This window comes from Bacteroides sp. 2201st1_D9_2201SCRN_220225 (genome assembly GCF_040928965.1).
GTDB classification, from domain to species: Bacteria; Bacteroidota; Bacteroidia; order Bacteroidales; family Bacteroidaceae; genus Bacteroides; species Bacteroides stercoris.
Genome location: NZ_JBCODG010000008.1, coordinates 86,353 through 100,144, shown reverse-complemented (window position 1 = coordinate 100,144; position 13,792 = coordinate 86,353). Strand labels below are relative to the sequence as shown.

The window sequence follows — 13,792 nt, the reverse complement described above, 5'->3', positions numbered from 1 at the left end:
AGGAAACATTCATAACGCCTATGTGTGAGAACGATTTCCATGTCATCAGCCGCTTTCGGAATGACGTGGTCCTGTACTATCCGACATTGGAAAAGAAAACAGGAAAACGGGGTCATCCCAAGTGGTTTGATGGAAGAATCGACTTTGCCAAATTGGATTTGACCCGGTGCAAGGAATACGAGGTGAACAAAGGAAAGCTATACGGATTGAGGGTATACGCAAAAGCTCTCAAAAGGTATGTTTCCTTAGCCGTCTGGTATCCGATGGACGGGAGGACAGACAAGTGGCAGCTTTACTTCTCTACAGACGATTCGATGGATGGACGCGAGGTGCTGGATTATTACAGAACCAGGTTCCAGCTGGAGTTTTGCTTTAGAGATGGCAAGCAGCATGCAGGAATCACCAACTGTCAGTCAACCGACTTCAGAAAGTTGGATTTTCACTTCAACGCATCGCTTGCTGCTGTCAATTTGGCCAAAGCGGCATGTAAGAGGCTCGGAATAACCTATTCCATATCCTCTTGCAAGTCTTTCATACACAATGCTTATATGCTTGAACGATTTATTTGCGTGTTCGGGATTAGCCCAGACTCGCAAGTTATTGACAAACTTTTCAAAGAACTCATTTTATTTACTGCCAGAGCCGCTTAGGCGTGGCGAATTTTTAACGAATTATTGTTAACAATCAAAAACAAACATTTATATCCACAAAATACATAAAATAAAAAAAATATTAAAACAGAAGTGCAAGCAATTAGAAAACGTGAGTGATTGGAAACAAAGTTCCCAAAGTACTATTTAATCTTATAAACTATTCAACCTTTACTATTTTCCTATAGGTTGTATCCGCCTTCTTACATCCTTGGATATTTCCAAAAACATATAATTCAATCTGCCGGAATGAATGCCCTTTTCATTCTCTTTATATTTCCGACTTGCATACTCTTTAGACTTATCAAAGGTTATACGGGACATCTGATTCTGCGTTTTTCCCACCATAGTAGAATCCAGCCGTTCATCAGGAAAGAAATCGTCCAAATCCACATCCCCAATCATGGTGGTCTCAAGAAATTTCATATCTTTATGATTTGCATCAGTATAATAACCAACAAACATATGTCCGGGTGTACGTACCAGTATCGGCTCGATATTTATGGCACGCAGCAAAGAAGCAAACAAAACACTCCCATCCACACAATTAATTTGCGACGACTCCAAGGCATCATCGAATGTACGAACACGTTGAGAGAAAACCACATTGCTGGACAGGCTTGTATTAGAAACCGAACTATACCGAAAATTACGTTTCTGCAAAACATTCCACAAGGCATAAACCTGATTATCGACAGCCTCAGGACTACCCTGATAACCGAGGAAACGATTCACAATACGAGTATTCAATGCTTCCCGCAGCAAATGGTCTATCATAGGATTTTCTTCATTGACATAAGCAGCAAAGAATATTCCGGTATCATGAAATCTCGTACCTCCCGTAACATACCCCAATAAACACTCATTGATACTGCGCACCGAAAAAGTACGTACCCGCTGCCCCAACTCTTTCCTATTCATCTCTACCGTAACGACAACGCTAATCGGCTCCGCCTGATTATTATTCTTCAAGGCTTCATAGTTCCAGATAATATCGGGATAGATTGTATACTCGGTACGTGGCCTTGCCAATACAAACTCCGAAACGGAACGGGAAAAGAAAGGGGTTTCCGCAACTTCTATCCTCACCCGGCTATAAGCCTTTGCCGACCGGACTTTCACAGCGATACAAGATTTTGGGTTTCCCACAAACATCGAATCAGCCGGCACAATCACCTGGGCATCTGTCGTTGCAACAGACAAAATGCTGGAAGGAAAAATATTCCCACCCAATTCATCCGTTATCTCAAAACCGGAACGGAAAGGAGCAACGTTCAACCAAATCGAACCAATGATTACAACAGCCAATACAGCCACTATTAACGGCATACGCCACTTAGATTGTCCCCACCTCTTTATATCCATTAATTCTTTCATATAGAAACCCTTTTTAAAACAATACAAAGATAATACTTAATTAGTTGCCAGAGAGATTTTGTAATCGCAATGTAATACTTGTTTCATTCCATCGTAACAAAAACGCCGCAATTTTGTCGAAGAAAAGAAATAAAGTTTAACTTTGTAATAAAGAGACTCTGTACGTCTCTCATTACATTAATTCAGAAATACAATGAACGAATATCGGATTTTAGTAGTAGACGACGAAGAAGATTTATGCGAAATCTTAAAGTTCAACCTTGAGAATGAAGGCTACGAAGTAGATACCGCAAACTCTGCCGAAGATGCCTTGAAAATGGACATCAGTACTTACGACCTGCTATTACTGGACGTGATGATGGGGGAAATTTCCGGATTCAAAATGGCAAGTATGCTAAAGAAAGAAAAGAAAACGGCCAAGATTCCTATCATCTTTATCACAGCCAAAGACACCGAAAATGATACGGTAACCGGATTTAATATAGGAGCAGACGACTATATCTCCAAGCCTTTCTCCTTACGCGAAGTAGCAGCACGCGTTAAAGCCGTATTACGCCGTACCCGGCAAACTGAAACGGAGCGTGCACCTGAACAAATCGCCTATAAATCATTAGTGCTTGATATCATCAAAAAGAAAGTAAGCATAGACGGAGAGGAAGCCCCCCTCACCAAAAAAGAGTTTGAAATACTGCTCTTGCTACTGCAAAACAAAGGACGCGTATTTTCCCGCGAAGACATATTGAGCCGCATCTGGAGTGACGAAGTATATGTGTTGGACCGCACTATAGACGTAAACATCACCCGCCTGCGCAAAAAGATAGGAATATATGGCAAATGTATTGTAACTCGCTTAGGATATGGTTATTGCTTCGAAGCCGAATAATGACAGACATTTCCTGTCATTCAGCCGGAAGTTATTTCTTTCGGTAATCTCATTATTTCTTGTCTTTGCAGCCTGTTTTATTGCTTATCAATATCAACGGGAGAAAGAGTATAAAGTAGAACTGCTCGACACGCAACTCCAAGACTATAACGAACGCCTGCAACAGGAGCTGCGAAGTATTCCGGACAGTCTATGGACATCTACTTTAAACCGGTATATAGCCAAAGGTTCATACAGAGACCTTCGTGTCACTATCGTAAATTTACAAGGCCGCGTCCTTTATGACAGTTACAATGAAACTTCCCAAGAAGCATTCAGCAATCACATTAATCGTCAGGAAGTCCAAAAAGCATTAAAGAACGGCAAAGGATATGATTTAAGGCGCACCTCCGAAACAACAGGCATACCCTATTTCTATTCGGCAACTCTCTATCCCCAGTATATCATTCGCTCGGCATTACCCTATGATGTAAACCTGGTAAATAGTCTGGCTGCCGATCCGCATTACCTCTGGTTTACAGCTATTGTTACTTTATTGCTGATATTCGTTTTCTATAAGTTTACATCCAAACTGGGTACGGCAATCAACCATCTGCGGGAATTTGCCAAACGCGCCGATAAAAACGAACCGGTGGAAACCGATATACAATCTGCTTTCCCGCATAATGAACTTGGCGAAATATCCCAGCACATTATACAGATATATAAACGTTTGCGGGAAACCAAAGAAGCGTTATATATCGAACGTGAGAAACTGATTACACACCTACAGACTTCTCGTGAAGGATTGGGTGTATTTACTAAAGACAAAAAAGAAATCTTAGTCAATAACCTCTTTACACAATACGGCAATTTAATCTCCGATTCCAACTTGCAAACTACCGAGGAGATATTTTCCATTTACGAATTTCAAAAAATCACCGATTTTATCAGTAAGGCACAAAGAAGACCTTCGGATAAAGAAGAGAAGCGTCTCTCCATCAACATCAATAAAAACGGGCGCATATTCATTGTAGAATGTATCATTTTTCAGGATCTGAGTTTTGAAATATCCATTAATGACATCACACAGGAAGAAGAACAAGTACGTTTGAAACGCCAACTGACACAGAACATTGCACATGAACTGAAAACCCCTGTAAGCAGTATTCAAGGGTATCTGGAAACAATTGTCAGCAATGAAAGCATCCCCCGCGAAAAGATGCAGACTTTCCTTGAACGGTGTTATGCCCAAAGCAACCGGCTGAGCCGTCTATTACGGGATATCTCCGTACTGACACGTATGGATGAAGCAGCCAACATGATTGATATGGAGAAAGTAGACATCAGCATGCTTGTCACCAATATAGTCAACGAAGTATCATTGGAACTGGAAGAAAAGCATATTACGGTAGTCAACGGTCTACATCCCAAAATACAATTAAAGGGTAACTATTCATTACTCTACTCCATATTCCGTAACCTCATGGATAACGCCATGGCTTATGCAGGAACCAATATCTACATCAACATCAACTGTTTCCGTGAGGATGAGAACTTCTATTATTTCAGTTTTGCAGATACCGGAGTAGGCGTTTCACCAGAACATCTGAATCGTTTGTTCGAACGCTTTTATCGTGTAGACAAAGGACGTTCGCGAAAATTAGGTGGTACAGGCTTAGGGCTTGCCATCGTAAAAAATGCCGTCATCATTCATGGCGGAACAATCTCCGCCAAGAATAATCAAGGTGGCGGACTGGAATTCGTTTTTACGTTGGCAAAGGAGAAATAATTTCTTTTATTCATTTTGGTTTGTTACTTTTTTCATTATCTTTGCGATGCATTGGTTTGCCGCCTTTTTTCAAAGGAAGCGATTAAAAGGGAATCAGGTGCAAGTCCTGAACAGTCCCGCTGCTGTAAGTTTCACATAATGTTGCAGACAATGAATTCTCTCTCCATGCCACTGGAAACGTTTTCCGGGAAGGCAGCCTGCAACAGAAACAAGTCAGAAGACCTGCCATGCATTATCTTATCATTGCTTTCGAGGAAAAAGCGTTGAGTCTAATGAACGGGATAAATTCTATCCAATCATTTCATTCATCAAAACTCTTTCAAAGAAAGTAAAAGAGAATAAACTCTGCCAAGTTTATTTAAATGATGTCCGGCCGAAGTGATTCGCCCGGACATTTGTTTTACAGAAAGTCATCAAAAACATTGTTCATCATCTATAAAATCATTATATTCGGCACATAAAACACAAAAACGGATTTATCCGTTGACCTATTGTCTAACTTATAAAAAATAATCTATGGAATTACCATTTGCCGAATCATGGAAAATCAAAATGGTGGAACCTATTCGTAAAAGTACCCGCCAGGAGCGTGAACAGTGGTTGAAAGAAGCCCATTACAATGTTTTTCAACTAAAATCAGAACAAGTTTATATCGATCTTATCACCGATTCGGGAACAGGAGCCATGAGCGACCGGCAATGGGCCGGTATCATGCTCGGAGACGAAAGCTATGCCGGGGCTTCTTCTTTCTTCAAATTAAAAGAAGTCATTACCCGCCTGACCGGTTTTGAATATGTCATTCCTACACATCAGGGACGTGCTGCCGAAAATGTACTATTCTCTTATCTGGTTCATGAAGGAGATATTATCCCGGGAAATTCTCATTTTGATACTACCAAAGGACATATCGAAAGCCGAAAGGCAATCGCACTGGACTGTACAATAGACGAAGCACGGCAAACGCAACTGGAAATTCCCTTTAAGGGCAACGTAGATCCTGCAAAGCTGGAAAAAGCATTACAAGAACATCACAGCCGCATACCATTTATCATTGTTACCATTACCAATAACACAGCCGGCGGGCAACCTGTTTCCATGCAAAATTTACGGGAAGTCCGGAATATTGCCGATAAATACAATAAACCTGTCATATTCGACTCCGCCCGTTTTGCCGAAAATGCCTATTTCATAAAGACACGTGAAGAAGGTTACCAAGATAAGAGCATAAAGGAAATAACCAAAGAGATGTTTGCCCTTGCAGACGGTATGACAATGAGCGCCAAAAAAGACGGCATCGTAAATATGGGAGGATTTATTGCAACCCGCCGACAAGACTGGTATGAAGGAGCAAAAGGATTCTGCGTACAATTCGAGGGTTACCTTACTTATGGCGGTATGAATGGTCGAGATATGAATGCACTTGCCATCGGCTTGGATGAAAACACCGAATTTAATAATCTTGAAACCCGTATTCGCCAGATAGAATATCTGGCTAAAAAATTAGATGAATACGGAATACCGTACCAACGTCCCGCCGGAGGACATGCAATTTTTGTAGATGCTCCCAAAGTTTTAACACATGTTCCTAAAGAAGAGTTTCCTGCACAGACTTTAACCGTCGAGCTATATCTGGAAGCCGGCATACGCGGATGTGAAATCGGTTATTTACTTGCCGACCGTGATCCCGTTACCCGTGAAAACCGCTTCAACGGACTGGATTTACTCCGGCTGGCTATTCCACGCCGCGTGTATACCGATAACCACATGAATGTAATAGCCGCTGCGCTCAAAAATGTATATGACAGACGCGAAACAATTACAAGAGGAGTACGTATTACTTGGGAAGCTCCGTTAATGCGTCACTTTACAGTACAATTGGAAAGGCTGTAACTACAAACTCAATGTCAGGACAAAGTCTGAAAACAAATAGTAGTAAATTTGAAAAATCTGTTTCTCCGCCGTACGGTATTCGGCGGCGGAGAACACACCTTGTTCGTCAGGCGTAAAAGGCATTACATGCAAATGTTCCCGAAAATCGACATCGGAAGCGTTCATACATTTAAACATGATTTCTTTTGCAGACCAGTGAAGCAACAACGACCAGGTTTCCGTACCTTTGAATAAGGATTTTTTTTCATCTTCACGCATAAACTTATGCGCCACTTTCCGTACCCGCTCGCTATAACACTCAATATCAATCCCGACTCTTTTCCCCGGTTCACCTAACAGGACCGCTACATAACCTTTGGTATGTGAAATACTGATGGAAAAAGAGCCGTCTGCCAAATAGGGTCCGCCATTGGAATAATAGTGTATTTCTTTCTCTTCGCCAAGCATTGTATATAATAATACACGCACAGTCAGCCACTCCAACTTACGAGAAACGGCTGTAAATTTTCCAATGCCCTCTTCATATTTTTCTTTATGAGGAAGTAAAGCAAGCAGTTCTTCCAAACTTTCACTTGCTTTCCAGATACCCCACTTATATGAACTCTCTGTATATTGTTTAAAAACAGGCATTACTTCTCTGTTTCTGAACCCTCCCGTACCGGTTCATTTATTGTAAATTTCACCTTTAAGATGCGGCGGTTATCCATCTCAAGAACCTCAAATTCATAATAATTATAAGTTACTTTCTCGTGAAGCGCCGGAAATTCCCCTTTCAACTCAAGTAAAAGCCCCGCTAAAGTATCGGCATCACCTGCCACTTCATCAAAAGTTTCTTCATCTATCTTGGTTATCTTATAGAAATCCGTCAGTTGTGTTTTAGCCTCAAACACCCATGTGTGGTCATTGAGTACGGCATAAGTACGTTCTTCATCATCGTATTCGTCACGAATCTCCCCAACAATCTCTTCAATAATATCTTCCATTGTAACAATACCCGATGTCCCTCCGAATTCATCCACCACAATAGCGATATGAATCTTGTTTGCCTGAAAATCACGCAGCAAATCATCAATCATCTTGGTTTCCGGAACAAAATAAGCCGGACGAATCAATGATTGCCAACGGAAATTATCTCCTTTATTCAAATGAGGAAGCAAATCCTTGATATAAAGCACCCCTTTTATATTGTCACGTGTTTCCGCATAAACAGGAATACGCGAATAAGCGTTCTCCACGATGCACTTTAACACATCCTTAAAAGAAGTGCGAATTTCCAAGTCAACCACATCCAGACGCGATGTCATGACTTCCTTAGCCGTCTCACCTCCAAAACGAATGATACCCTCCAAGATATTGTTTTCTTCCGAAAGCTCGGCTTTATCCGTCAACTCCAACGCATGAGAAAGTTCGTCTACTGAAATATTATGATTCTTACGCACAAAATGCTTATTAAGAAACGATGTAGAACGCACCAATATCGACGACAACGGATAGAATATGGAACGACATGCCAGAATGCCGGGAGCTGCAAAACGGCAAAATGCCAATGTTTTTTGCGCTGAATAAATCTTCGGCATAATCTCACCGAAAAGCAGCAACAGAAAAGTCAATACAACCGTTAGGATTAAAAACTCCGCAATAACCGAATGAAATTGGAATACATTCATAAAAAAGAAATTACAGAGCATGATAATGGTCACATTCACGAAATTGTTCGTAATCAGTATCGTGGCCAGCAGTCGTTCTGTATCATCCAACAAATTTCTGATTTTCTCATCAGAAGGATGTTTCCCCTCTTCAATAGAATTCAAATCGGACGGCGAGAGTGAAAAAAATGCAATTTCGGAAGCCGAAGCAAAACCGGAAGCAAGCAAAAGCACACCAGCCAATACAATAGCTATAATAGCCGAAACAGAAGGAGTATGTACGGTTATACTGTTAAAAATATCTGCCAATTGGCATAAATAAGCGTCTGGGTCCAAAGATTTTGGTTTTAGTTAAACAATTAGAACGGTAAATCGTCCGTTGGATTATTTTGTGCAGGAGCAGCCTGCGAGTGTGTTGACTGTACAGGAGCAGCCGTTTGTCCGGATATACCTGCCTGCGGTGTAGTTCCGGGCGCTGCGCTTCTTGCAGACAGCATTTCCATGTTATCTACAAAAATCTCCGTTACATAGCGTTTTGCACCGGTCTGATCATCATACGAACGGGTCCGTATTTTACCCTCCACATAAAGTTTGTCTCCTTTATGCACATATTTCTCAGCCGTTTCTGCCAGTCCGCGCCAAAGGACAAGATTATGCCACTCCGTACGTTCAGGAACTTGCGTTCCGTTTGCCAATGTATAGGCACGGTCTGAAGTAGCCAAGGGGAAAGTAGCAACAGCCACACCGGTATCGAGATACCTCACCTCGGGGTCTCTGCCTACATTTCCTAATAATATCACTTTATTTACTGACATACGCTTTCAATTTTAAAATTTGTTGCCAAAATTAGCGAGAATAACAACATCATGCAAGAATACAGCCAACTTTTATAAATACTTCTCCAAAAAAGCATGTACCAAGCGAGATACCGGATACTGCTCCAAATCTTCCATTCTGATACACTGGTATTCCGAAAAAGAACGGGAGTTCTCCGGCAAAACGACTTCATAAAAGTTAGCGTATATCACCCGATGGGACAGCACATGTTTCACATTTCGAAACACCAAACGTACTTCCGGTACCTCTCCTTCCGCTATAAGTGAGCGAAAGGATGCCGATGATAAAAATTCCTCTTCCGATAGATTTCTATCCGCTTCAACCAATGGCAATTCAAACAGGTTTTTCCAAATATCATCAGCCGTTCGTTTATGTATAAAGGTACACGCGCCCATGCGTACATATATATAATTAAAATAACGGTTGGACGTCTTTGTTCTATGTTGCTTCACGGGAAGTTGCATAACCTGCCCTTTTGATAAGGCGGAACAACTATCCGCCAAAGGACAAAACATACAGTTAGGAGACTGTGGCGTACACTGAATAGCCCCAAAATCCATTATAGCTTGATTATAAGCAGCCGGGCGGGATTTATCGAGCATTTCATCAGCTAAAGCAGCAAAGAGCTTCTTTCCTTCCGTAGAGTCAATAGGCACATCAATGCCGCAATAACGGGAAAGCACTCGATACACATTTCCGTCCACTACTGCATAGGGCATATTATAGGCTATGGAACAAATGGCGGCAGCCGTATAATCCCCTACCCCCTTCAAAGCCCGCACTTCCTGATAGCTTTCCGGAAACTTACCGTTCATACTCTTAGCAGCAGCATGCAGATTACGGGCACGAGAATAATACCCCAATCCCTGCCAATACTTCAAGACCTCGTCTTCCGAAGCCGAAGCCAAAGTTCTCACATCAGGAAAACGGCGGATAAAACGAAGAAAATACTCATATCCTTGTACCACTCTCGTCTGCTGCAAAATAATCTCAGAAATCCATATCCGGTAGGGATCAGTAGTGCCTCTCCAAGGCAAATCACGTTTATTATCCGCGTACCAATCCAATAAAGCTTCAGTCAATCTATTCATATATAGTTTCATACCTCAAAAGGACACACATCCTTTTTCAAAAGAACAAAAATACAGTTTTTCAGTCTAACAAAACCTAATGCTTTGACTTTTTTCAAAAAATGTCCAAAATATATTTTTTAGAGCCGCCAAAAAGCTATATATTTGCAGTCCAAAAAATTAGAAAACTATAGTAATAATATTTTTTTTAAGAAAAAAATGACTAAAGCTGATATTGTAAACGAAATTACAAAGAACACCGGAATCGACAAAGTAACAGTGCTTGCAACCGTTGAAGCGTTCATGGACGCAGTGAAGGCATCTTTATCTAAAGATGAAAATGTTTATCTCCGCGGGTTTGGTAGTTTTGTAGTAAAGAAAAGAGCTCAAAAAACAGCTCGTAACATCTCAAAGAACACTACTATCATCATTCCGGAACACAACATTCCGGCTTTTAAACCTGCCAAGACATTCACCATTGCTGTGAAAAAATAATAAACAATTAGTATTAACCCATAAAATTTTGAAGCTATGCCAAGCGGAAAGAAGAAAAAAAGACATAAAATGTCTACGCACAAGCGTAAAAAAAGACTAAGAAAGAACAGACATAAAAGCAAAAAGTAATTTTTAGTCTGAAGGACAAAATAAAGAACAAACTTGTGAAGCTAATTGTCTCGCGGGTTTGTTCTTTGTTTAAGTATCAAACCGGTTCGTCAATGTAAAAAAGATTGATGTACCGGTAAATCTGAACAGAAAACATCTGTATAACAAAAATGTAAAAGCAAATTATTGTGACAAGCGAACTCGTTGTAGACGTACAGCCCAAAGAAGTTTCCATTGCTTTACTCGAAGACAAAAGCCTGGTGGAACTCCAAAGCGAAGGAAGAAATATTTCCTTCTCTGTGGGCAACATGTATTTGGGACGTGTCAAGAAATTGATGCCGGGCCTGAATGCCTGCTTCGTGGATGTAGGTTACGAGAAAGATGCTTTTCTTCATTATCTGGACTTAGGTCCTCAATTTAACTCATTAGAAAAATACGTAAAGCAAACTTTAAGCGACAAAAAAAAGCTTAATCCAATTACCAAAGCAACCATACTTCCCGACCTTGAAAAGGACGGAACAGTATCCAACACACTCAAGGTAGGACAAGAAGTAGTGGTGCAAATCGTAAAGGAGCCTATCTCAACCAAAGGGCCGAGACTGACTTCCGAACTCTCCTTTGCCGGAAGGTATCTTGTATTGATTCCCTTTAATGATAAGGTTTCCGTATCACAAAAAATTAAATCAAGTGAAGAGCGCGCCCGCCTCAAACAACTGCTGATGAGCATCAAACCCAAGAATTTCGGTGTCATCGTCCGCACTGTTGCTGAAGGTAAACGCGTGGCCGAGCTTGACGGAGAGCTCAAAGTTCTATTAAAACATTGGGAAGAAGCTATTGTCAAAGTACAAAAAGCCACCAAATTTCCGACACTGATTTACGAAGAAACCAGCCGCGCCGTAGGTTTGTTGCGCGACTTGTTCAATCCTTCTTTCGAAAACATCTATGTGAACAACGAAGCTGTATTCAACGAAATCAAGGATTACGTAACACTCATCGCCCCTGAACGGGCAGGAATTGTAAAACTGTACAAAGGGCAACTTCCTATTTACGACAATTTCGGTATCACCAAACAGATAAAATCGTCATTCGGCAAAACCGTTTCATACAAAAGCGGGGCTTACCTGATTATTGAGCACACCGAAGCGCTTCACGTAGTAGACGTGAACAGCGGTAACCGCATCAAGAATGCCAACGGGCAGGAAGCCAACGCACTGGAAGTGAATCTGGGAGCCGCCGATGAACTGGCGCGCCAATTGCGGCTAAGAGATATGGGTGGTATCATCGTGGTGGATTTCATCGACATGAATGAAGCCGAAAACAGACAAAAGCTTTACGAACGTATGTGTGCCAATATGCAGAAAGACAGAGCACGACACAACATCCTGCCACTCAGCAAATTCGGATTGATGCAGATTACGCGTCAGCGAGTACGTCCGGCAATGGATGTGAATACTACGGAAACCTGTCCAACCTGCTTTGGTAAAGGCACTATTAAATCGTCCATCCTCTTTACGGACACTTTAGAGAGTAAAATTGACTACCTTGTCAACAAACTGAAGATAAAGAAATTCTCGTTACACATCCACCCGTATATCGCTGCCTACATCAATCAGGGAGTTCTCTCACTGAAACGGAAATGGCAAATGAAATACGGATTCGGAATCAAGATTATTCCAAGTCAGAAATTAGCATTTCTGGAATATGTTTTCTACGATCCGCAGGGAGAAGAGATTGACATGAAGGAAGAAATCGAAATCAAATAAAAGAAACGGCGAAGTCTGATAAGATACTTCGCCGTTTTTTTGTTTATCACAGTGCCAGACGGTAGATTTCCTTACTGTCCTGTTTAGTCAGTTTCACATAATTGCCCACAAACTCTCCCTTATTGCGATGCAGGCTATCCGCCAAGCGGTCTATATCGGGATTCTCGATACCCAGTTCCTTAAAGTTAACCGGCAGCCCTATAAAACGGAAAAAGTGTTTCAAACGGGACACACCCGCCAATGCCATCTCTTCCAAATCCTCCGATTCGGGAACACCGAAAACACGGTTGGCAAACCGGGCTATCTTTTTCGGATTATGTCCGGCCATAAAAGTCATCCATGCCGGAACTATTACAGACAGTCCGGCGCCATGCGTAACGTTGTAAACCGCACTGACTTCATGTTCCAGAAAATGCGAAGCCCAATCTTCCTCGCAACCCACACCACAAGTCCCGTTATGAGCAATCGTTCCGCACCACATAATATTGGCGCGCGCACCGTAATCTTCCGGATTTTGTTTTATGCGATAAGCTTCTTTAATGATAGCTGTCAGCGTACCTTCACAAAGACGGTCGCTAATCTCCACATCCTGCGTATTAGTAAAATAACGTTCCATGATATGCACCATCATATCGGCAATGCCGCAAGCCGTCTGAAAAGGCGGCAATGTATAAGTCAATTCCGGATTCATAATGGAAAAGACAGGGCGCAACAATTCCGGCACACGCAAGCTTAGCTTTTGCAGGGTATCCACTTTCGTTATCACCGAGTTGCCCGAGCCCTCGCTACCCGCAGCAGGAATTGTCAGCACAACAGCAACTTTCAATGCTTCCGTCACTTTTGCCTTACCTATAAAGAAATCCCAAAAATCACCCTCATAAGGTACACCGGCAGCGATAGCCTTTGCTGTATCAATTACAGAACCGCCTCCTACCGGGAGCAGTAAATCAGCCTGTTCACGACGGCAAATTTCAATCCCCTCATACACCTTCGTATCCACCGGATTAGGTTGCACACCACCCATCTCGCAATAACGAATACCGGCTTTCTGCAAAGATTGCTTCACTCTGTCCAACAACCCGCTGCGCAGCACGGAACCGCCACCATACACAATCATTACTTTCCGTGCCCCATACTTACCGGCCAAGGCACCGACTTGCATTTCCGTGTCCTTGCCGAATACAAATTCGGTAGGACTGTAAAAGACAAAATTATTCATATACCTATAACATAAAAACAGATTAACGCAAATATACGCAGAGTTTCAATATAAAGAATGCCCCCTGCGTAAATTTGCGTTAA

Annotated in this window: 12 protein-coding genes and 1 riboswitch; of the genes, 6 read left to right on the top strand and 6 right to left on the bottom strand. The window is 41.8% G+C overall.

All coding sequences use genetic code 11. The annotated features are described in order from the left end of the window. The coding region (locus AB5903_RS04265) for a transposase (RefSeq protein WP_368117666.1) at window positions 1-650 on the top strand (650 nt) is incomplete at its 5' end. Between the two features lie 174 nt (window positions 651-824). Here AB5903_RS04265 and AB5903_RS04260 read toward each other — a convergent pair. Continuing rightward, window positions 825-2,027 carry a hypothetical protein gene (locus AB5903_RS04260; RefSeq protein ID WP_368117665.1) on the bottom strand — a complete coding sequence of 401 codons (1,203 nt, stop codon included), beginning with the start codon at window positions 2,025-2,027 and terminating at the stop codon, window positions 825-827. Between the two features lie 193 nt (window positions 2,028-2,220). Here AB5903_RS04260 and AB5903_RS04255 point away from each other — a divergent pair, with 193 nt between their 5' ends. The 3 genes from AB5903_RS04255 to AB5903_RS04245 all read left to right on the top strand — a co-directional run bounded on the left by AB5903_RS04255 (window position 2,221) and on the right by AB5903_RS04245 (window position 6,571). After that, window positions 2,221-2,910: a response regulator transcription factor gene (locus AB5903_RS04255; RefSeq protein WP_005652157.1), complete on the top strand. Its 690-nt coding sequence runs from the start codon at window positions 2,221-2,223 to the stop codon at window positions 2,908-2,910. After that, window positions 2,885-4,681: an ATP-binding protein gene (locus AB5903_RS04250; RefSeq protein WP_005654820.1), complete on the top strand. Its 1,797-nt coding sequence runs from the start codon at window positions 2,885-2,887 to the stop codon at window positions 4,679-4,681. Before AB5903_RS04255 ends, AB5903_RS04250 begins: the two co-directional genes overlap by 26 nt. Window positions 4,682-4,716: 35 nt before the next feature. Then, window positions 4,717-4,926: riboswitch (cobalamin riboswitch) on the top strand. 271 nt (window positions 4,927-5,197) lie between these two features. After that, complete coding sequence (locus AB5903_RS04245; RefSeq protein WP_005654818.1) at window positions 5,198-6,571, top strand: tryptophanase; 1,374 nt, start codon at window positions 5,198-5,200, stop codon at window positions 6,569-6,571. Here the strand turns inward: AB5903_RS04245 and AB5903_RS04240 are convergent, their stop codons facing one another. The 4 genes from AB5903_RS04240 to mutY form a co-directional block, all read right to left on the bottom strand. After that, window positions 6,572-7,201 carry a 4'-phosphopantetheinyl transferase superfamily protein gene (locus AB5903_RS04240; protein WP_016661351.1) on the bottom strand — a complete coding sequence of 210 codons (630 nt, stop codon included), beginning with the start codon at window positions 7,199-7,201 and terminating at the stop codon, window positions 6,572-6,574. It abuts the gene before it with no gap. Continuing rightward, entirely contained in the window at window positions 7,201-8,553 is a 1,353-nt protein-coding gene (gldE, locus tag AB5903_RS04235) for a gliding motility-associated protein GldE (protein WP_016661352.1), read from the bottom strand. The genes AB5903_RS04240 and gldE overlap by 1 nt, the downstream gene beginning before the upstream one ends. A 23-nt stretch (window positions 8,554-8,576) precedes the next feature. Then, window positions 8,577-9,032 carry a single-stranded DNA-binding protein gene (locus AB5903_RS04230; protein WP_005654815.1) on the bottom strand — a complete coding sequence of 152 codons (456 nt, stop codon included), beginning with the start codon at window positions 9,030-9,032 and terminating at the stop codon, window positions 8,577-8,579. A 72-nt stretch (window positions 9,033-9,104) separates the two neighbouring features. Further along, window positions 9,105-10,145, bottom strand: coding sequence for an A/G-specific adenine glycosylase (mutY, locus tag AB5903_RS04225; protein WP_016661353.1), 1,041 nt, complete (start codon window positions 10,143-10,145; stop codon window positions 9,105-9,107). A gap of 144 nt (window positions 10,146-10,289) precedes the next feature. On the opposite strand from mutY, the gene AB5903_RS04220 reads away from it, so the two are divergent. Together AB5903_RS04220 and AB5903_RS04215 are read left to right on the top strand one after the other, a co-directional pair. Continuing rightward, window positions 10,290-10,619 (top strand): HU family DNA-binding protein, encoded by a 330-nt coding sequence (locus tag AB5903_RS04220; protein ID WP_005654813.1) that lies wholly within the window; start codon window positions 10,290-10,292, stop codon window positions 10,617-10,619. A gap of 296 nt (window positions 10,620-10,915) precedes the next feature. Continuing rightward, window positions 10,916-12,490, top strand: coding sequence for an Rne/Rng family ribonuclease (locus AB5903_RS04215; protein WP_005654811.1), 1,575 nt, complete (start codon window positions 10,916-10,918; stop codon window positions 12,488-12,490). 46 nt (window positions 12,491-12,536) lie between these two features. On the opposite strand, the gene AB5903_RS04210 is transcribed toward AB5903_RS04215, so the two are convergent. After that, window positions 12,537-13,709: an iron-containing alcohol dehydrogenase gene (locus tag AB5903_RS04210; protein ID WP_016661355.1), complete on the bottom strand. Its 1,173-nt coding sequence runs from the start codon at window positions 13,707-13,709 to the stop codon at window positions 12,537-12,539. Between the last annotated feature and the right edge of the window lie 83 nt (window positions 13,710-13,792).